Raw genomic sequence first — 19,515 nt, forward strand, 5'->3', positions numbered from 1 at the left:
CCGAGCCCGTACCGGCCCGCACCGGCCCGAGGAGCCCCCACATGACCAGCACCACCCCTCCTACCTCTCCCAGCCGCCCCGCCCCGCGCGATGCCGTCCGGTCCCGCGGTACGGTGCTCGGCTCCGCCGCGGGGGCCGTCGTCCTCGCCCTGGCGGTGACGGCCACTGGCGCCACCCCCGCCGCCGCGCACGGGGCCACGGGCGACCCGGTCAGCCGGGCCGTGGCCTGCTCCAAGCAGGGGTGGAACCCGACGAACCCGGCCTGCGCCGCCGCGAAGGGCGTCAGCACGGGCCAGCTCGGCGACTGGAAGTCGATCGTGCAGGGCCTGGCCATGGACCACTCGACGCCGACCTCCTCGCCGCAGCACCGCGGGGTGATCCCGGACGGCAAGCTGTGCAGCGCCAACAACCCCCAGTTCGCCGGGCTGGACCTGCCGCGCACCGACTTCCCGTCGACTGCGCTGCCCAGCGGCAAGGAGTACGCCCTGATGTACGACATCAGCGCGCTGCACAACCCGTACCGCATGGAGATGTACGTCACCAAGGACGGCTACGACCCGAAGAAGCCGCTCAAGTGGGACGACCTGGAGCCCACCCCGTTCCTCAGCGCTGACAACACCGCGGCCACGGCGGCTCCGGCCGGGTACCTCGGGGGCAGCAAGGCGTTCAAATTCCTCGCCCAGTTGCCGGAGAAGAAGGGCAAGCACCTGATCTACACGATCTGGCACGGGCTGAAGAAGCCCGACGGCTCCGTGCAGAGTTCGGAGGCCTTCTACTCCTGCGCGGACGTCGATTTCAAGTGAGCTGAGGGGGAGGGGCTCCCGGGGCCGGTCGTTCACCGCTCCTCAGCCCTCCGCTGTCATGGCAGCCCGCGACTCCGGTCGCGGGCTGCTTCGCGTTCCGCCTCCGGAGAAAGGGGCCGGGCCACCCCGTGGCCCCGATGCCGTCAGGACCTTCGCCCCTGCCGCTCGACGCCTCCCCGGTAGATGATCTTCGCGAAGCGGATTTGTGGACTCCGCTGGACCTGAGGGAGACCCATGCCCGACGCGTACGCCCCCGATGCCGTTCGAGCCCCTTCCGGGCAACGCCAGGAGCCGGTGACGAAGGGATTACCGCAGCCGCGGAACCGGCCGGTACCGAACCCGCCGGCTCCCTCGAACACCGACATGTCGTTCGGTGCCTATCTGCGCGCGTGGGCCCGGCACGGTGCGGGTCTGACGCGGATCCGCAGCGCGCCGCTGCCCGAAGACGGTCGTCAGCCACGGGCGGAAGCCGTCGAGCACCTCCAGCAGGTCATGGCTTCGGCCCGGGCCGCCGGGACGATCGGCGGCGAACAGCACGTGGGAGACGACCTCGCCGCGTGTGTGTCCGCCTTCCGGCTGTTCTTCGGCGAGCACGGCTCCGGGACGATCGACGAGACGTTCAAGGACCCCGCCCTCGTACCGATCCTCCTCCAGCCCTCCGGGAATTCCGCGGCCCAACTGGCACTGGCCGCACGGGAATCCGCGGAATGGCGCCGTATGCACACCACCAATCCCGACCTGGCCACCACCGTTGCCGCCCGCCTGTCACCGACCGAGCGCGTGGCCCTTCAGTACTGGACCGGGAAACTGTTCGGTCTGCCCCGCGGTCCCGGCGCCGCACAGGACCCCTACCGGACCGGCGCGGACACCATCCCCTGGTGAGAGCACCACGGTGATCGGGCCCTCGGCTCGACGGACGCGCGGAATCAGGAGACATGGACCATGGCCGAACACCTCGATGCCCAACAGCACCCCGAACGGCGGCGCGAGCACGTTGCCGGACCCAGCGGCGTGGCCCAGTCGCAGGACCGCAGGATCCTGGGGCGTCTCGCCCGGGAGAAGTGGGGCGGGCGGCCGCAGCACATCGATCCCCGCATCGCCGGACTGATGCTCGCCCTGGGACCACAGCCGCGCGAGGGCGTCTTGTCCGAGGGCGCGCGGCAGCAGGGCGTGCTGCTGGACACGGCCGTGCAGTGGGAGGACCTCGGCGCCTTCCGCGTATCCGCCCGGAGCTACGCCGACGAACTCATCCGGGAGGCCGCGCGCCGGGACGCGGACAAGACCCTGCGGGAGCGGCTGCCCCGCTGGGCCCATTCGCGAGATACCCGCGCGCTTCGGGCCTTGCGCAAGAGGGAGGTGGCGCAGAAGACCGACAGTGCCGGGAACCTCCGCGCCGCGGTCGGACGCACCCATGTCCTCAACGACGCAGAACTCGCCTACCTGAAGGCCAAACCGGTCGCGGACGTCGCGCGCGCCGCGGTCAACACGGGCGAGGCGGTGCCCGATCTCGGCCGCTTCGCTCCCGACGCGGTCACCACGGCGCACCGGCTGCTCAAGGCGGCGCCGACGGCGGGCGGCGCCGTGTGGCACGATCCGTTCCACATCAAGGACGCCCTGGCCCGGGCGCGGAACGTCACGGCCGTCACCAACTCGGTCGAGGCATGGCTCGCGAAGGTTGCGGCGGACCGGGCGCGGGCTGCCGAGGGAGAACGGCAGGCCGCGTCCCGGGCGGCCGAGGCCGAACGGCGCGCGGCCACGCTCGCCTTCGAGGCCGGGCTCTGGGGTTCGGACGAGGAGCAGCTCGCCGGCCTGCTCACCGGGCCCGGAGCGGGCGGCGAACCCTTGCCCGGGCACATGCGCGCACTCGTCACGGAGCACCTGGCCGTCATGGGCGCGGCCCGCGCCGGAGGCGCCGTGGCCTACCTCGACGGAATGCGCGCGGAAGAGGCGGCGATCGAGCGGGCCAAGCACACGGGCCTCGACAAGTGGCTTCGTCAGGGGTGTATCTACGGCAAGAAGGGCATCCGCCGGTTGCAGGCGGCCGAGGACCTGGTCACGCGCCGCGCCGAGGACATCGCGGTGATGAGGGTGCTCCTCACTTACGGCCTGATCCGCCCCACCACCGGGCGGGCGAACACCTCGGTACCGGCCATGCTGGGCCTGACCACGCCCCAACTGGCCAAGGTCCGCGGCCTCCTGGAGCCCAAGGTCGCGATGACGCGGCCCGGCCCCGGCCGGGACGGACTGGCGGGCATGATCCGCGAGATCGACACGATCCCCGACGCGCGGAGCATGCTCAAGGCGGTGCACGACCACGGCACCGGCTACCTGGAGGCCCGGCGCAGGGCCACGGCCGACACGCTGGAGGGCCTGCGCCGCGGGATCGAGGAGTTGCAACGGTCCGGGAAGGACCGGCAGGGCGGGGAGGACGGCGAGGGTCGCAAGACGATCGCCACCGGAAAGGCGCTGGTGGCCGAAGCCGTGTCGGTCCTCGCGGCGCTCGACCGCCAGATCGTGCTCCAGCACTCCCCGGCCTACGCCGCCCTGGTGCGCGTCACCGCCCCGGCCTCCCCGACGCCCCGGCACGACCTGCCGGCCTGAAGCGGTCAGTCCTCCGATGTCTGCGCCTCCTTCCGCGCGCCCACGCCCATCAACAGGCGGTCGTCGTCGGCATCGACACGGACGGTGTCGCCGTCGCGGACGTCGCCGGAGAGGATCTCCTTGGCGAGGCGGTCGCCGATCGTGTTCTGGATCAGTCGGCGCAACGGGCGGGCGCCGTAGGCCGGGTCGTTGCCGTTGTCGGCGAGCCAGGCCAGGGCGGCCGGGGTCACGTCCAGGGTCACGCGGCGGTCGGCCAGGCGCCGGGCGAGGCCGGCGATCTGGAGCTCGGCGATGTGGGCGAGCTCGTCCTCGGTCAGCGCCGAGAAGACCACCTGGTCGTCGAGGCGGTTCAGGAACTCCGGCCTGAACGAGCCGCGGACCGCCTCCAGCACCCGCGCCCTCTTGTCCCCGGCACTGGTCGCCGGGTCCATCAGGTGCTGGCTGCCCAGGTTCGAGGTCAGGATCAGGATGGTGTTGCGGAAGTCGACCGTCCGCCCCTGACCGTCCGTGAGGCGCCCGTCGTCCAGGACCTGGAGCAGGATGTCGAAGACCTCCGGGTGCGCCTTCTCCACCTCGTCCAGCAAGACCACGCTGTACGGGCGCCGGCGCACCGCCTCGGTCAGCTGGCCGCCCTCCTCGTAGCCGACGTAGCCGGGCGGGGCGCCGACGAGCCGGGCCACGCTGTGCTTCTCGCTGTACTCCGACATGTCGATCCGGACCATCGCCCGCTCGTCGTCGAAGAGGAAGTCGGCCAACGCCTTCGCCAGCTCCGTCTTGCCCACGCCCGTCGGCCCCAGGAAGAGGAACGAGCCGGTCGGCCGATCCGGGTCCGCGATCCCGGCACGCGTGCGGCGTACGGCGTCCGACACGGCGCGGACGGCCTCGCCCTGGCCGATCAGGCGACGGCCCAGCTCCTCCTCCATCCGCAGCAGCTTCTGCGTCTCGCCCTCCAGCAGTCGGCCCGCGGGGATCCCGGTCCAGGCGCCCACCACGTCCGCGATGTCGTCCGGGCCGACCTCCTCCTTGACCATCTGTTCGGAGGGGTCGAGGAGGCGGGCGGCTTCCCGTTCGGCCTCGGCGGCCTCGTCCACCTCCGCTTCGAGCGCGGGGATCTCGGCGTAGACGAGCCGGGACGCGGTGTCGAAGTCGCCGTCGCGCTGGGCGCGTTCGGCCTGTCCGCGCAGGTCGTCCAGGCGTTCCTTCAGCTCACCGACCCGGTTGAGGGACCGCTTCTCCTTCTCCCAGCGGGCGTTCAGCCCGCGCAGCTCCTCGTCCTTGTTCGCGAGGTCCTTGCGCAGCTTCACCAGCCGCTCGCGCGAGGCCGGGTCCGACTCGTTCTTCAGCGCCAGTTCCTCCATCCGCAGCCGGTCCACGGAGCGCTGGAGTTCGTCGATCTCCACCGGAGAGGAGTCGATCTCCATTCGTAGCCGCGACGCCGCCTCGTCGACGAGGTCGATCGCCTTGTCCGGCAGGAAACGGGAGGTGATGTAACGGTCCGACAAGGTGGCCGCCGCCACCAGCGCGCTGTCATTGATGACCACCTTGTGGTGCGCCTCGTACCGGCCCTTGAGCCCGCGGAGGATCGCGACGGCGTCGTCCACCGAGGGTTCCGGGACGAGGACCTGCTGGAAACGCCGCTCCAGCGCGGGATCCTTCTCGATCCGCTCGCGGTATTCGTCCAGCGTCGTCGCGCCGACCATGTGCAATTCGCCGCGGGCCAGCATCGGCTTGAGCATGTTGCCCGCGTCCATCGCGGAATCGCCGATGGCGCCGGCGCCCACCACGGTGTGGAGCTCGTCGATGAAGGTGACGATCTGTCCGTCGCTGGATTTGATCTCCGCGAGAACCGCCTTCATGCGTTCCTCGAACTCGCCGCGGAATTTGGCTCCCGCGATCATCGCGCCCAGATCGAGCGAGATCAGCCGCTTGTTCTTCAGCGATTCCGGTACGTCGCCCTTGACGATGCGCTGCGCCAGGCCCTCGACCACCGCCGTTTTGCCCACGCCGGGCTCGCCGATCAGCACCGGATTGTTCTTCGTACGGCGGGACAGCACCTGCACCACCCGGCGGATCTCCTGGTCCCGGCCGATCACCGGGTCGAGCTTGCCGTCACGGGCCGCCGCCGTGAAGTCGGTGCCGAACTTCTCCAGCGCCTCGCACTGGTCCTCCGCGTCGGGAGTGCTCACTCGCCGGTTCTCCTCACGTGGGTCGTCTCCCGTGCCCGGCCGCGCGCGACCACAGGTGGGTCCAGTGTCCGAGATCCACAGGTGCCGTGGGCGAGGAGAAAGTTGACTCCCTGGGCAACTTGGTTGATCGTCGCCAGTTCAACCGAATTCCGCTGCGGAGGTCCCTCTCCGTAGGCCAAAGGTTGATCGGCCGCAGACCCCGGATGACAAATGCCCGGCAGGCTTCCATATCTATTGTTTTCGTTTGACACGTCGTCGAACCGTTGGCCATGATCCTCAACAGAATCCACGGACTCGAAACCGGCTACAGGCCAGGCGGCGCGGCACAACTTCCGCACCCGGCCCCGGAGGACGGGTAACCCTTTCCATTCCCCCACGACGGAAAGTGTGAACCGCTCCAGGATTCACCCCCGACCCCAGGATCAGCCCTCGGGGCAACTCACCAAGAAGGAGTGCTGGATGGCAACCTACCTGGCCCCCGGCGTATTCGTCGAAGAATCTGCCGGTGGTTCGCGCCCTGTAGAGGGTGTCGGAACGGCAGTTGCTGCTTTCGTCGGTTTCGCTGAGCAGGGACCGCTCAACGAGCCGGTCCGCCTCACCAACTGGGGTCAGTTCACCAAGACCTTCGGTGAGTTCATCGAGGGTTCCTACCTCGCGCACTCCGTCTACGGCTACTTCACCAACGGCGGCGGCACCTGCTACGTCGTCCGCGTCGGCGGGTCCGGCAAGGAAGCGGTGGAGAGCAGCGCCCAGTCCGTGGGCGCCGCACCGACCAAGGTGCTCGGCGGCTTCCGCGTCGCCGCGCTGCCGGTCGCCGCGGGCCGTGACATCTCCGTCGACGTGCAGAAGAAGCCCGTCGACCCCAAGGCCAAGCGTCCGGCCACCGGTGCCACCGCGAAGGCGGGCGGCAAGGAAGGCGAGCCCGCTGCCGAGGGCGACACCTTCACCTTCACCGTGAAGGTGGACGGCTCCGCCGCCGAGACCTTCGACGTCAGCGCCGACAAGGCCTCCCCGGCCTACGTGGTGACGCAGGTCAAGGAGCGCTCCCAGTACGTCATGGTGGAGGAGGCCCCGGCCGCCACCGGCGCCGCGCTGGCCCTGCCCGACTCCTCCTCGCTGGCCCTCCCCGGCGCCCCCAAGGGCGAGGCCGCGAGCGGCCAGGTCGTGGCCAAGGACGTCGTCGGCAAGTACGTCGGCAAGGTCAACGACCGCTCCGGCCTGTCCGGCCTGGAGGCCATCGACGACATCACCATGGTGATGGCCCCGGACCTGATGGCCGCCTACCAGGCGGGCAACGTCAGCCGCGAGCAGGTCAAGGCCATCCAGATGGCCATGATCAACCACTGCGAGAACATGGCCAACCGCATGGCCATCATCGACCCGCTGCCGGACATGGGCCCCACCGAGGTCTACGAGTGGCGGCAGAACGAGGCGGGCTTCGACTCGAAGTACGCCGCGCTCTACTACCCCTGGATCCAGGTCGCCGACCCGGTCTCCGGCAAGGGCTTCCTGATGCCGCCGTCCGGCCACGTCGCCGGCCTGTGGGCCCGCAACGACGAGGCCCGCGGCGTCCACAAGGCCCCCGCCAACGAGGTGCTGAGCGGCGCGCTCGACCTCGGCATCCAGATCACCAAGGGCGAGCAGGAGCAGCTCAACCCGGCGGGCATCAACTGCATCCGCAGCTTCCCGGGCCGCGGCATCCGCGTATGGGGTGCCCGCACCCTCTCCAGCGACCCGGCCTGGCGCTACCTGAACGTCCGACGCCTCTTCAACTACCTGGAGGAGTCGATCTACCTGGGCTCGCAGTGGGCCGTCTTCGAGCCGAACGACCCCCGCCTGTGGTCCACGATCCGCCGCAACATCTCCGCGTTCCTCACGAACGAGTGGCGGAGCGGCGCGCTCTTCGGCAACTCGCCGGAAGAGGCCTTCTACGTCCGTTGTGACGAGACCACGAACCCGCCCGAGGTGATCGAGGCCGGTCAGGTCGTCTGTGAGATCGGTGTCGCTCCGGTCAAGCCTGCCGAGTTCGTCATCTTCAGGATCGCTCAGGATTCGATGTCGGGCGAGTAGGGGAAATCTCGTTCGATTTCGATAACCGCAAGCCGAATAATATTCAGAAGGAGAAGTGATGAACGAAACCCTTTCCATTACCGTAAAGATCGACAAGCATCAGATCTCGAGCATCGTCGGCGATCCCGCCATCCCCGAGCAGAAGCGCTCGTATGACCGGGTGAAGTTTGTGAATGACAAGGGTATTTCAGGCCAGCACGTCATCATCGGCGAGCCTGAGCCTCCGGCGGACTTCACGTTCCAGTACATGGACAACCCGAACGACAAGACCGACAAGAAGAACAGCCAGGCTCTCGCGACCTGGTTCGCTGAGCCGCCGTCCAGCGACAAGCGCGTCAACTTCTCCGTCGTCAAGTACGAATTCGGCGAGATGAAGACCTATGACGTCAAGGGCGCCAAGCTGATCGCGCACACGGAGCCGTCCGGGAAGAACCCCGGGTCGGCCACCGTCGTCGCCGAAGAGTGGATCCCGGGCAAGTGAGGAGAGGGCGCGTGCCGGAGGGGCAGACCCGCCCCGACGCCAGCACCACAGCTGCGACGCCCGCGCCCATGGACGCACCGACCGCCGCGGGCAGGGACTCCCTGCCCGCGGCGGGCGCGACCTCCTTCGCGTTCACCCTCCCCCGTGGATACGTGGACGAGCGCGGGAAGGTCCACCGCACGGGCGTCATGCGGCTCGCGACCGCTCGCGATGAGATTCAGCCACTGACCGACATCCGGGTCCGCCAGAACCCCGCCTATCTTTCCGTGGTCCTCCTCAGCCGACTCATCACCAGCCTGGGAACAGTAGAGGAAATAACCTCGCAAGTGGTGGAGAACTTCTTCGCCGTCGACGTGGCCTTCCTGCAGAAGTTCTACGAGAAGATCAATGTCGACGGAACTCCCGTGGCATCGACCGTATGCCCCGACTGTGACCACGAGTTCGAAGTGGACATGGGGAGCCGCCTGGGGGGGTAACGGTGTACTCGGTCGAGGACCTGCGTTCGGAGATCGCGTACATCGCCTACCACTTCCACTGGTCTCATAACGAACTGCTCGATTTGGACCACGTTCAGCGACGTGCGTATATCCAGAGCATCGCAGAAATCAATCAGCTCCTCGAAAGCAGGGATTAGCAAATGTGGCGGACCGCTGGGGCCACCGACACCACACCGCGGGACGCGGATGTGGCCGCGGCCCCGATCGGCACCGGCAGGGTTCCGATGGTTCTGCCGCTGCCCGTGGAGCGGATCGCCACGGACCTGGTGAGCGTGACCGACCGACAGCGGCTGAGGCAGCCGTCGCTCATGGACCCCCGGTTGTCCGGCGGACTGATCACATTCATCAATCCCGAAGCGCCCCTGGTCTTTCACTTCGACGCGGAAGCCAACCCCTGGCGGCTGTCGTCCCCGCTCGGACACCACCCCTCCGTGCCGCTCCGCTGGCGGATCCCGGCCAGGGCGGAGACCGTCTCCGAGATCCCGCCACAGGAGATGGGCGCGGGTACGGGTCGGGGTGTGGTCTCCGCTGCCACGTCCTCGACCCGAACGGTCCAGGACCGGCAGGAACTCCCGACGACGGAACGTGCGCACACGGCGCGGGCCGGACTGGTCGGGAGGGTCAGGCGCGCTTGGGCCTCGTCCCTGGCCACTCGGGGGTTCCGACGTCCGCCCCAGGTCGTCGGCGTCCCGGATGTTCCCGGAGACCCCGGCACCCCGGCTCCCACGCGGGCGGCCGTCCAGGCTTACCGTCCGATACCCCCGGCGGCGGACGGAGACGACAGCACGCCCGCCCTGCGGCGGCCGGACACGGCGCCGCCTGCCCGTCGGAGCGCTGCCCCCCGGCACCGCCCGCCGGACCCCTCAACCGCAGCCGCCACAGCCACAGCCACAGTCCCGGCACCGGTACTTCCCGTGCCCACCGCTGCCACGGATGCAGTCCGGGCTGCTGTGGAGGGCGCCACCTCCGCGGCCGGGCCCGCAGTCTCCAGGTCGGCTGTCGACGCCGTCGCGGGCTCCGGTGCGTCCCCGGTATCAGACACCATCAAGACCCCGGCCCAGCAGCACGCACCGACCGCCGGGGCGTCCTCCCCGGCGGGCACCAAGACGCCCGCGGAAGATTCGCTCGTGCCACGTGTGGCGGTCCCTGACGCCGTGATCCCCCCGTCCGTCGCCGCGCGCCCTGCCGCTCCCGATGCCCCTGACCCGTCTTTCGCGGGCCGGGCCGACGGTGTGACCTCGCCCGTCCCGGACACCGCTGCCGGGGCGGCGCGTCACCCCTCCGTACGGTCTCTTCCGGCTCCGGTGGCGCACCGCCCCACGGCGTCGCGGCCCCACCCGTCCGCGGCCTCGGCCGGGACGCCCGATACGGCGCCGCAGCTCGGACCTGCGGGCGACGCACCCGGCCAGGGGACTTCCGTAGCGCCTACTGCCGTGCGGCCGATGGCGACATCACCCGGGGTGACCGGTGTGGAGCGGGGAACTGACGCGACGCTCTCCTCCGAGGCCCGCTCGGCCCGCCCGGCCCGCTCGCAGCCGGGTGCCCCGGAGCTCCGGGGCACCCGCGCCGTCGCCGCTCTCACCACGCCGGTGACGCCCACGGGGACCGAAACGCACGCCGCCGCCCCGGTGACCGAAGGCCGTCAGACCGCTGCCCCGGATGCCGTCCGGGCTGCTGTGGCGGGTGCCACCTCCGCGGTCGGGCCCGCAGTCTCCAGGTCGGCTGTCGACGCCGTCGCGGGCTCCGCCGCGTCCCCGGTATCAGACACCTCCAAGACCCCGGCCCAGCAGCACACACCGACCGCCGGGGCGTCCGACCCATCGGGTACCGAGGCGTCCGCGGACGATTCGCTGGTGCCAGGTGTGGCGGTCCCGGACGCATTGAGCGCCCCGTCCGCCGCTGCGCGTCACCCCTCCGTACGGTCTCTTCCGGCTCCGGTGGCGCACCGCCCCACGGCGTCGCGGCCCCACCCGTCCGCGGCCTCGGCCGGGACGCCCGATACGGCGCCGCAGCTCGGACCTGCGGGCGACGCACCCGGCCAGGGGATTCCCGTAGCGCCTACTGCCGCGACGCTCTCCTCCGAGGCCCGCCCGGCCCGCTCGCAGCCGGGTGCCCCGGAGCTCCGGGGCACCCGCGCCGTCGCCGCTCTCACCAGGCCGATGACGCCCCCGACGACCGAGACGCACGCCGCTGCTCCAGTGTCCGAAGGCAGTACGGTTCCCACCGCTCCGTGGTCGGAACCGCCGGTCCTCCACACCGGTTCTCACTCTGGCGCACCGCGACGGTCCCCGCTCCGCTCCTTCCGGTGGATCAGGAATGCCGGAGTCGCTGTGCGGAGCCTTGTACGTGGCGGCTTTCACCTGGACGGCGAAGCCGCTCCTTCCCACAGCGGACCCCGTCCAGAAGCCCGAAGGACGGACCCGCCCCCGGCTGCGACTCCGCACGTCTACGCGACGCCGGGCAGCGGCACCGGAACGGACGGTACGACCAGTGCGGTCAGTACCACCGGTGCGGCCGGACGAGTACCTGCGGACTCAAGGACGATCCCCTTCATCGGACCGGACCGCGCGGCGTCCCATGAGGTCGAGGCCCATGAGGTCGAGGCCCATGAGGTCGAAGCCGACGGGGCGGTTGCGGGCCGGATCGTGCTGTCGCACTCGGACCGGAGGGCCAGCCCGGCCGCGGCAGTGGCCGGGCCCGAGGGCGTCCTGGCCGACTCGTCAGTCGTCCAGGGGCCCGGGAGGAATGCGGGTGCGCCCGTCGATCAGGACGCGAACGACCTCGCCGTCGATCGTTTTCCGACCCGTGCTGATGCCCCTTCCCCGGGCTTCGGCGGGGAGTTGGAAGGTAGCGCTGTTGAACCGCTGACAGGGCTGCCCGGCGGTTCGACGGTTTCCGTGGCTGCTGTGGGTGCGCCTCCGTGCCTGGAGAGCCCGGGCGGGGACGTTGTTGAGCCGCAGGACGGACCGGCCCACGGGTCAGGACTCCGTGCTCTCCGCTGGTTCGCGGGAACCGGCACCACCGCGCGCCGCCGCCTCCGCCGGAAACCGCACCACGACGATGCGGGCCACCCCCACGGGCTCCATCCGGAAGCCCCTGAAAAGCACACCCGCCTTACGACGCACACTGCCGACGCACCGAACGCATCCACGGATCTCCGACCCGCTCCGATGCCGACTGCTGATCCGGCTACCGCAACCGGCACGAACACGCGCACGGCGACCGGATCCGTCCCGGCCGCTGAGGCGGCCACGCCCGCGGCGACCGGCACGGACACGGGCAGGAAGCAGGTTCCGGCCCCTGGTACGCACACGAGCACTCACACGGATGTGATCCCGGCTCCTCATCAGAAGGTCATCGCGCAGGGATCTGCGAGTGATGCGGGTGTGCCCGCAGGCCAGGACGTGCCCGGCCGGTCCGAGCGCGCCCGTTCGACGGCGTCCGTCATTGCCCCGCCGTCTCCCCGCGCTCACGGCGCAGAGACCACCCCTTTGACGGCCGGCACCCACACCACCGACGACAAGGCGACAGCCCCGCCCACCACGACGATGAGGCCCGTGCCGGACGATGCGTCTCGGTCCGGGGCCGTCACAGCCACCCCTCAAACCGCTCGTTTCCCGCGTCCGGAGCACACCGACGTCGCGTCTCCGCCGGAACCCTCGACTGCCCGACCCGCTCAGGTCCGAGCCGTCACGGCACCGGAGGCGAGGCCGCTGGCAGCCCTCTCCCACGTCCGGCAACAGCACGGCAGGAAGACTTCCACACGCGCCGGGAACGCGGAGTCGCAGCCGTCCACGACAGCAGCCGGTACCGGTACCGAGGACACCCCGCAGGTGGAGCCGGCTGTGACGTCCGGCAGCCCTGATGCCGTGCCGGACCACGGGACCGCCGGTGGCCCCGTGCGCCCTCCGGCGGAGGAGCGACGCTCCTCCGCCTCCGCTCCGCCGGCACCGCCCTCCGCTCCGCGTACCCCGGTTCCCGGTCTTCGCACGTCCTCCTCGCCCGCCTCGCCCGCCTCGCCCGCCTCGCCCTCCACGTCCGACACACCCGCCACCCCCGACACGGAAGCCGTTGACGGCACGGCTCACGGAGACTCCCCGGTCGGACACACCGGACCACCCGCACCGCATCGGCGTGCAGTCGACAGATCGCGTCCAGCGGTCGGCGCGGAGGGCGGGGGCCCGCTCACGTTCGAGGCCGGTCCGACAGCGGTCGCTGCTCCTCAGCGGCAGACGGGGAGGACTCCGCAGGCCACCGCCGTACCAGCACGCCGGATCGTGGGCGAAGTTCCGGCCGACCAGGCCGACCAGGCCGACCAGGCCGACCCGCGTCAGCGTCGCCGGCGTGCTGCCTCCGGGACGCTGCCTGTTCCCGCGGTCGAAGGCATCGAAGGCCGGACGGCTTCCGTCGCGGCCGAAGCAGTACCCGAGGACCCCGACGCCGTCGAGAGTCAGGCCGCGGGGCCCGCCTCTCCCGCTTCGGTGTCCGCTCCGCAAGCGGGCCGGATGCCGGCTCCCGCGCGCCGCCGGCCTCAGCGGCGTCCGGCTCCGGTGCCAGGCCGCCCGTATGACCCGCGCTCGGCCGGAGCCACGGACCCGGTGTCGGCCGAGGCCGGGATGGCCGGGGCGAAGTCCGTTTCCCGCTCGGCGACGGACTCCTTGGTCAGCCGTGCCCGCAGCTCCGTCACCGTGGCTCCGCCCGACCGTGGGCCGGGGCGGGAGACGGCGACGGGGGCGCCCGCACCGTCCGGTGCCGGACTCCGCTTCACCTCACCCGCGGAAACCGCCGGGACCAGTGCGCGGGCGCAACGCGGCAGGACCACGAACGCAGGCGGGGTCGGTGGCGCGAAGGTGTTCCGCTCCGCGGAGACCGCCACCGTCGCGCCCGCTCCGTCCGCCATCTCCCCCGGCGGGCCGGTGCCGTTGACGAGCGACGGCGCCGTCCCGTGCTCGTGGGTCCTGACCCCTCTCGGGTCGATGGGGGTACCGGCCCCGAACGGCCATGCCGTGTTCCACGAGTTCGGGACGCACCGCGTGTTCCGGCCTCACCCGACGGCGGACGGACGTGCCGTCTTCCGTCCCGCCGTGGCGGACGCCCCCCTGATCGCACCAGCAGGCGGGTGTGCAACGACAGGCGGCGAAGGCCGCCCGGCGCCGGCTGCAGAAACGTCGAGCTGGGGCATTCCGCCAGGAATCCAGCTCCCCGAATAGGAGACAGCACCGTGACTCTGATAACGCTCAAGAAATTCAGCTTGACGTTTCCGGGAAGCAAAGGTGGAGAACTCTTTGGAGATTTCACCAACATCTCGGAACTCTCCATGTGGATGGAGGGGGAACAGGTGTGGGAAGGGGGGGATGACGCGCCTAATTGGCGACCCATGCGTATCAACTACAAGCCTCTCATAGTCTCCCGGGTCCTTTCGCGCGAGCAGTCGCCGAAGACTTGGGAATGGGTCTTCGACAACATGAAGAATCCAGTACAGCGGACGGGTGAGATCGCTTTTTTCGAGGATGGCGGAACAAAAGAAATAATTAAGTTCCAGTTTCTGGAGATAATGCCGGTCTCCTGGCGGGTGCCGGTGCGACAGGCGTCGGCGGATACGCTGGCGGAGGCGGGTGCGGTCGCCTTCGAAGAGATCGAATTCGCCCACCGGGGCTTCAAAGTCATCACCTAGGAGACCAGACGCCATGGAAAAGGCAATCCTGACCGCCTACGAACCGCCCCTCGGTGGAATGTCGAAACCAGATCTTTCCTCCAAGGACCCACTGGCTGTGGACTACAACCCCGCCAAGCTGAGCCTGGTCAAGGAGACGGAGTGGGCCCGGCACGCAGCGCGGCTCGCACCTCACACGTCCGTGCCGGAATTCCTCGGCGGTCGGCCGAGGATCTTGACTATGTCACTGCTGTTCGACGAAGCCAACGAGTCTTCCAAACCGGTTGACGCGAAGGTCAAGAAGCTCATGAAATGGTGTGAGGTCACCACGAAATCCCATGACCGGAACGAACCCTCACCGCCCTGGCTGACGTTCACGTGGGGCAAGATGTCGACGGTTAATTTCTACATGGTCCTCAAGCAGCTGTCGGTGCAGTATCTCCGTTTCTCCCACGACGGCACCCCCTTGGCTGCGCGGTGTGAACTCGTCCTGGAAGAGGTCGGCGTATGAGCCGGCGCCCGACCGATCCGCACCTCCGCGGAACAGCGCCCGGGGCGTACGCGGCCCGACAGGTCTGCGTCGTAGTGCGCGGAGATTCTCTGCAATCGGTCGCCGCACGGCACAGCGGGCGGGTCAACGACTGGCGGGAAATCGCCGAGCTGAACGGGATCGACGATCCCTCCAAACTCCAGCCGGGCACCACCCTCCTGCTCCCAGGTCCGGCCGAAATCTGACCGCCCTCGAATTCAGGGCGCTCCGTCGCCGACCCCCTTCCCTCACTCCGTACACGTAAGGACAGAAACATGACCGGGCGTCACACCGCCGGGGTGGAAATCTTGGTGGACAAGAAGACCATCCTGCCCAAGATCGCCAACGTCCTGGCCTGGGTTTCCGTGGAAGAGGACGGGCGTACCTCCGCCAAGGCCGAGATCGGTTTCCGGGACCCGCGCAACGCGTCGCTGTTCAAGGAGTCCGGCATCAAGCTGGGAAGCCGGATCGAAGTGAAGGCGATCACGGCCGCGGGTCCTGTTCCCATCTTCGTCGGCGAGGTGACGGAGTGCGAGGCCAAGGCCTCCGTCGACACCGCGGGCGCGTCCGGGCACACCGGAGGCGTGATGACCGTGGTCCGGGCGCGAGACTTGTCCCACAGGCTGCGCCTCGGCCGGCGGACGGTCGCGTATGAGGGCATGACGGCCGGTGAGATCGTCAAAAAGGTCGCCAAGCTGGCCGAGGTGAACCCACCGGACGTCGAGGACACCAAGTTCCCCTACGAATACCTCAGCCAGCCGGGCATGTCCGACTGGGACTTCCTCAGCCACCTGGCCCGGGAGAACGGACGGGACCTGTACTTCCGTGAGGGGAAGTTGCACTTCAAGAGGCGTGTGGCCGCCGAAGACGGTCCGGGCGTCGTCCTGCACTTCGGGGACAACCTGATCAGCGTTCGGACGGCCGCTTCGCTGGCGCACCAGGTCCCGAAGGTGGAGGTGCGCGGCTGGGATCGGGAGAAGAAGGCACCGGTCACCTCCGAGAAGAAGACGGCCAAGGGCGGGGCGTGGGGGAAGCAGTCCGCGTCCTCCTCCAGCCACTACGCGCCCATGGTGCTGGCGGGACTGCCGCGCTCCAAGAGCGACGAGGTCGCGGCAGTGGCCGAGAGCATGGCCCAGGAGGTGGAGGGGGGCCTCATGCGGCTGCACGCGGTAGTGCGTGGGGAGCCCACGTTGCGGCTGCGCTCCGTGGTGAAGCTCAAGGGCCTCGGCACACAGTTCGAGGGACAGTTCACCGTGACCAAGGTGCGGCACCACTTCCACCCGGTACAGGGCTACCGGACCGAACTGACGGTGGACGAGGGTACCGACCGGGCGGTGGTCGGGCAGCCCGGCAACGCGGAGGAGGGGCTGCGTCGCATCCCCGGGTTCGTGCGGGGCAAGGTCACCAACATCAAGGATCCGAAGAAACTCGGCCGGGTGCGGGTGAAGTTGGACTGCCTGGACGCCAAGTACGAGACCACCTGGGCCGAGACCGCGCAGCTGGGCGGCAGCCGCGGCCACGGCGTGGTCCTGCCCGAGGTGGGCGACGTGGTGGCGGTCGTATTCGAGCAGGGCTGTCTGGACAGTCCGCTCGTGGTGTGCGGCATCGACGACACCCCGATCCAGCATTCGATGAAGATTATTGACGAAGGCAAGGGCCAGACCAACCTCCGGAGCTTCGCTTCGAAGGGGGGGCACCGGCTGGAGCTGATCGACAAGGACGGCGCCGGCATGGGCGTGAACCTCAGCACCGGCGACGGGAAGCTCTATCTCAGGATGGACGGGCACGAAAAGAGCGGCGGCACGGTCTCCATCAGCAGCGACGGCAAGATCAAGATCACGGGCAAGGGCGACGTGACGGTGGACGCCGGTGCGGGGGACCTGTTGCTGAAGGGCAAGAAGGTGACCATCAACGCCACGGAGGGCGAGGCCAGGCTCACCGGGCGCACCGTCTCCGTCGAGGGGCTGATGGACCTCACGGCGAAGGGCGGAAGCTCCTCCCTCGCGCTGAAGCCCGAGGGCGCGACCCTCAAGGGTGCCCCCATGGTCAACATCAAGGGCAGCCCCTTGGTCAACATCAACTGATCACGGCCGTGCCCGGCTTCTCGCCCCACTTCCCCATCCGCTCCACCAGAGGAGACCACACCGTGCTCGTGTCCGTTCGTGGCCATGACGCCAGCTCGTACGTCCGCATCCCGTGCCCCGCTTCCCTCTCGGCCCACGCCGGTGGCAGCGGCGGGCGGGGTATCACCGGGGTGGGAGGCTGATCCGGGTGTCCGATCTCTTCCTCGGCCACGGCTGGTCCTTCCCCTTGGGAGTGAGCCCCTCCGGCGGGATCGCCATGGCGGCCGGCTCCGCGGACGTCGAACAGTCCATCCGGCTGATCCTGAACACCGAGCCGGGTGAGCGGCCCATGCGGCCGGAGTTCGGCTGCGCTGTGCGCCACTACGTCTTCGAATTGTTCGACTCCGCTACTGGCGCCGCGCTCATGCAGGAGGTGCGCAGGGCGCTGGAGCGGTGGGAGCCGCGGATCGTCGTGGACGACGTGCGTGTGGAGCGGACCACCGACCACCAGGAGGTGGTCGACATCCACGTCGCCTATCACCTCGCCGGCACGAACGGCCCCCACAACCTGGTCCACCCCTTCTATCTGATCCCCACTCGCGACACCGCGGGTCAGCAGACCGAGCCACAGAGGAGGGACAGCGATGTCTCTGCCTAGCCCCCACCTGGACGACCGTCGCTTCGAGGACCTCGTCGACGACGCGATGCGCTTCATCCAGCGCCGCTGCCCCGAGTGGACCGACCACAACGTGTCGGATCCGGGTGTGGCGCTGGTCGAGGCGTTCGCGCAGATGGTCGACCAGCTCTCGTACCGGGTCAACCGGATACCCGACAAAGTGCAGTTGGGCTTCCTCGACCTGCTCGGCATGCAGTTGACGGCGCCTCAGGCGGCCACGACCGAGCTGACGTTCTCGCTCTCGGCGCCGCAGCCGGGGGCGGTCGTCGTCGAGGCCGGGACGGAGGTGGCCACTGTGCGGACCGGTAGTACCCCGGCGCGCGTGTTCACCGCGGACCGGGAGCTCACCATCGTCCCCACCGCCCTGACCCACATCGGGTCGGCGGGGGCCGGGCAGCCGCCCGAGCTGGTGACCGAGCGGTTCCTGTCGGGCGAGCCCGTCACCTGCTTCTCCACACCGCCCGTCCCGGGCGACGCCCTGCTCGTGGGCCTGGACAACGCGGCTCCGCGCTGCGCGGTCACGCTGCGCGTGGAGTGCCGGATGGACGGCGTCGGCGTGGACCCGCGGCGCCCGCCGCGGGTGTGGGAGGCGTGGTGCGGGGAGGGTTGGGTGCCCTGCGAGGTGGAGAGCGACGGCACCGGCGGCCTCAACCGGCCGGGGGACATCGTGCTGCACGTGCCCGACGGACACACCGCCTCGCTCCTCGGGCGCCGCAAGGCGGGTTGGCTGCGCTGCCGGATCGTCGAAGCGGCCCCGGGCCAGCCGCCGTACTCCTCCTCCCCGAAGGTGTCGGCCCTGGAGGCCTACACCGTGGGCGGGACGACCGGTGCGGTGGAGGGCGAGGGCGTCCCGCGCGACGAACTGGGCGTCTCCGACGGCACCCCCGGGCAGTCCTTCACAGTGCACCGCACCCCGGTGGTCGCCGGATCGCTGCGCGCGGTGGCGGTGGAGACCTCAGCGGGCCGGCGGGTGTGGAAGGTAGTGCCCTCGTTCGCCGAGTCCGGGCCGCGCGACCGGCACGTCACCGTCGACGAGGTGAACGGCACCGTGCGCTTCGGTCCGGCCGTGCGCCAGCCGGACGGCACGGTACGCCAGTACGGCGCCGTGCCCGAGATCGGCGCCCGGATCACCGCGGGCGGCTACCGGCGCGGCGGCGGGCGCAGCGGCAACGTGGCGGCGTCCACGCTGACCGTGCTGCGCACGCCGGTCTCGCTGGTGTCCCGGGTGGAGAACCGGATCCCCGCGACCGGCGGGGTGGACGTGGAATCGGTCGAGGGCCTCAAGCAGCGCGCCGGGCACTGGCTGCGCACCCAGGACCGGGCCGTGACCGCGAAGGACTACGAGGCGATCGCGAAGGCGGCCTGCCGGGACGCGGGCCGCGTCGAGTGCGTGGCCGAGGCCGAGGGCTCCGAACGCGCCGGCCTCGTAAGGGTGTTGCTCGTACCCCGGGTACGGGACGTGCGCGAGGAGGACAGCTGGCGCGAGCTGGTGCCCCCGGAGCCCATGCTGGCCGCCGCCGCGCGCGCAGTGGAGGCGGCCCGGCCGCTGGGCGTGCTGGTGTCGGTGAGCGGGCCCGCCTACCAGGGCGTGACGGTCGTCGCCGAGGTGGAGGCGGCCAAGGGCGCGGACCGGGCCGAGGTGAAGGAGCGGGTGCTGCGCTCGCTCTACGAGTGCCTGAGCCCGCTGCCCGCCGCCGCGGGCTCCGACTCCGGCGCGGGCAGCCGGTCGGGCTGGCCGCTGGGCCGCGCGCTGCGGCTGAGCGACCTGTACGCGGTGGCCGCGCGCTGCGAGGACGTCGAGTCGGTGGTGAAGCTGGAGATGTACCCCGCCGACATCGGCACGGGAGAGCGGATGCCCGCGTCCGACCGGATCGAGATCGGCCCGGCGACGCTCTTCCTCTCCTTCCGCCACCAGGTCGCCGTGAAGAACGCCCGGTAGAACGCCCGCTGGAACGC

The 19,515-nt window shown here is 70.1% G+C and carries 14 protein-coding genes and 1 pseudogene; 13 read left to right on the forward strand and 2 right to left on the reverse strand.

From position 1 onward, the window contains the following. Nucleotides 1–41: 41 nt before the first annotated feature. The 3 genes from ACIBEA_RS21470 to ACIBEA_RS21480 all read left to right on the forward strand — a co-directional run bounded on the left by ACIBEA_RS21470 (nt 42) and on the right by ACIBEA_RS21480 (nt 3,404). Nucleotides 42–803, forward strand: a complete 762-nt coding sequence (locus ACIBEA_RS21470) for a lytic polysaccharide monooxygenase (RefSeq protein WP_399263170.1) — start codon at nt 42–44, stop codon at nt 801–803. A 363-nt stretch (nt 804–1,166) separates the two neighbouring features. Further along, nucleotides 1,167–1,685, forward strand: a complete 519-nt coding sequence (locus ACIBEA_RS21475; RefSeq protein ID WP_399263172.1) for a hypothetical protein — start codon at nt 1,167–1,169, stop codon at nt 1,683–1,685. 60 nt (nt 1,686–1,745) lie between these two features. Continuing rightward, nucleotides 1,746–3,404 carry a hypothetical protein gene (locus ACIBEA_RS21480; RefSeq protein WP_399263174.1) on the forward strand — a complete coding sequence of 553 codons (1,659 nt, stop codon included), beginning with the start codon at nt 1,746–1,748 and terminating at the stop codon, nt 3,402–3,404. 5 nt (nt 3,405–3,409) lie between these two features. Here the strand turns inward: ACIBEA_RS21480 and ACIBEA_RS21485 are convergent. Next, nucleotides 3,410–5,596, reverse strand: a pseudogene (locus ACIBEA_RS21485) (ATP-dependent Clp protease ATP-binding subunit); the annotation flags it as partial. Between the two features lie 453 nt (nt 5,597–6,049). On the opposite strand from ACIBEA_RS21485, the gene ACIBEA_RS21490 reads away from it, so the two are divergent. The 4 genes from ACIBEA_RS21490 to ACIBEA_RS21505 all read left to right on the forward strand — a co-directional run bounded on the left by ACIBEA_RS21490 (nt 6,050) and on the right by ACIBEA_RS21505 (nt 8,775). After that, entirely contained in the window at nt 6,050–7,660 is a 1,611-nt protein-coding gene (locus ACIBEA_RS21490; protein WP_399263175.1) for a phage tail sheath family protein, read from the forward strand. 58 nt (nt 7,661–7,718) lie between these two features. After that, complete coding sequence (locus ACIBEA_RS21495; protein ID WP_399263177.1) at nt 7,719–8,141, forward strand: hypothetical protein; 423 nt, start codon at nt 7,719–7,721, stop codon at nt 8,139–8,141. A gap of 68 nt (nt 8,142–8,209) precedes the next feature. Beyond that, nucleotides 8,210–8,617 carry a hypothetical protein gene (locus ACIBEA_RS21500; protein ID WP_399263179.1) on the forward strand — a complete coding sequence of 136 codons (408 nt, stop codon included), beginning with the start codon at nt 8,210–8,212 and terminating at the stop codon, nt 8,615–8,617. A 2-nt stretch (nt 8,618–8,619) separates the two neighbouring features. Continuing rightward, nucleotides 8,620–8,775: a DUF6760 family protein gene (locus tag ACIBEA_RS21505; protein ID WP_399263181.1), complete on the forward strand. Its 156-nt coding sequence runs from the start codon at nt 8,620–8,622 to the stop codon at nt 8,773–8,775. Nucleotides 8,776–13,169: 4,394 nt separating this feature from the next. On the opposite strand, the gene ACIBEA_RS21510 is transcribed toward ACIBEA_RS21505, so the two are convergent. Continuing rightward, nucleotides 13,170–13,538: a hypothetical protein gene (locus ACIBEA_RS21510; protein ID WP_399263183.1), complete on the reverse strand. Its 369-nt coding sequence runs from the start codon at nt 13,536–13,538 to the stop codon at nt 13,170–13,172. Between the two features lie 321 nt (nt 13,539–13,859). Between ACIBEA_RS21510 and ACIBEA_RS21515 the strand changes: the two genes are divergently transcribed. The 6 genes from ACIBEA_RS21515 (at nt 13,860) to ACIBEA_RS21540 (ending at nt 19,498) form a co-directional block, all read left to right on the forward strand. Beyond that, the gene (locus ACIBEA_RS21515; RefSeq protein WP_399263185.1) at nt 13,860–14,312 is read left to right on the forward strand and encodes a phage tail protein; all 453 of its coding nucleotides are present in this window, start codon (nt 13,860–13,862) and stop codon (nt 14,310–14,312) included. A gap of 13 nt (nt 14,313–14,325) precedes the next feature. Continuing rightward, nucleotides 14,326–14,802 carry a hypothetical protein gene (locus ACIBEA_RS21520; RefSeq protein WP_399263187.1) on the forward strand — a complete coding sequence of 159 codons (477 nt, stop codon included), beginning with the start codon at nt 14,326–14,328 and terminating at the stop codon, nt 14,800–14,802. Beyond that, nucleotides 14,799–15,026: a LysM peptidoglycan-binding domain-containing protein gene (locus ACIBEA_RS21525; protein WP_399263189.1), complete on the forward strand. Its 228-nt coding sequence runs from the start codon at nt 14,799–14,801 to the stop codon at nt 15,024–15,026. Before ACIBEA_RS21520 ends, ACIBEA_RS21525 begins: the two co-directional genes overlap by 4 nt. Before the next feature lie 69 nt (nt 15,027–15,095). Continuing rightward, nucleotides 15,096–16,904, forward strand: coding sequence for a VgrG-related protein (locus tag ACIBEA_RS21530; protein WP_399263191.1), 1,809 nt, complete (start codon nt 15,096–15,098; stop codon nt 16,902–16,904). A gap of 187 nt (nt 16,905–17,091) precedes the next feature. Continuing rightward, a complete protein-coding gene (locus ACIBEA_RS21535; RefSeq protein ID WP_399263193.1) occupies nt 17,092–17,541 on the forward strand; it encodes a GPW/gp25 family protein in 450 nt (149 codons plus the stop codon). Further along, on the forward strand, nt 17,528–19,498 hold the full coding sequence (locus ACIBEA_RS21540) for a putative baseplate assembly protein (protein WP_399263195.1): 1,971 nt from the start codon (nt 17,528–17,530) through the stop codon (nt 19,496–19,498). Before ACIBEA_RS21535 ends, ACIBEA_RS21540 begins: the two co-directional genes overlap by 14 nt. Nucleotides 19,499–19,515 lie beyond the last annotated feature (17 nt).

The organism is Streptomyces sp. NPDC051555 (genome assembly GCF_044454405.1).
In the GTDB taxonomy this organism is placed as follows: Bacteria; Actinomycetota; Actinomycetes; order Streptomycetales; family Streptomycetaceae; genus Streptomyces.

Bases quoted from the DNA above. Each gene is read 5' to 3' on its own strand.
- ACIBEA_RS21470 (WP_399263170.1), top strand. From the start codon at position 42: ATGACCAGCACCACCCCTCCTACCTCTCCCAGCCGCCCCGCCCCGCGC.
- ACIBEA_RS21475 (WP_399263172.1), top strand. From the start codon at position 1,167: ATGTCGTTCGGTGCCTATCTGCGCGCGTGGGCCCGGCACGGTGCGGGT.
- ACIBEA_RS21480 (WP_399263174.1), top strand. From the start codon at position 1,746: ATGGCCGAACACCTCGATGCCCAACAGCACCCCGAACGGCGGCGCGAG.
- ACIBEA_RS21490 (WP_399263175.1), top strand. From the start codon at position 6,050: ATGGCAACCTACCTGGCCCCCGGCGTATTCGTCGAAGAATCTGCCGGT.
- ACIBEA_RS21495 (WP_399263177.1), top strand. From the start codon at position 7,719: ATGAACGAAACCCTTTCCATTACCGTAAAGATCGACAAGCATCAGATC.
- ACIBEA_RS21500 (WP_399263179.1), top strand. From the start codon at position 8,210: ATGGACGCACCGACCGCCGCGGGCAGGGACTCCCTGCCCGCGGCGGGC.
- ACIBEA_RS21510 (WP_399263183.1), bottom strand. From the start codon at position 13,538: ATGGCGGACGGAGCGGGCGCGACGGTGGCGGTCTCCGCGGAGCGGAAC.
- ACIBEA_RS21520 (WP_399263187.1), top strand. From the start codon at position 14,326: ATGGAAAAGGCAATCCTGACCGCCTACGAACCGCCCCTCGGTGGAATG.
- ACIBEA_RS21525 (WP_399263189.1), top strand. From the start codon at position 14,799: ATGAGCCGGCGCCCGACCGATCCGCACCTCCGCGGAACAGCGCCCGGG.
- ACIBEA_RS21530 (WP_399263191.1), top strand. From the start codon at position 15,096: ATGACCGGGCGTCACACCGCCGGGGTGGAAATCTTGGTGGACAAGAAG.
- ACIBEA_RS21540 (WP_399263195.1), top strand. From the start codon at position 17,528: ATGTCTCTGCCTAGCCCCCACCTGGACGACCGTCGCTTCGAGGACCTC.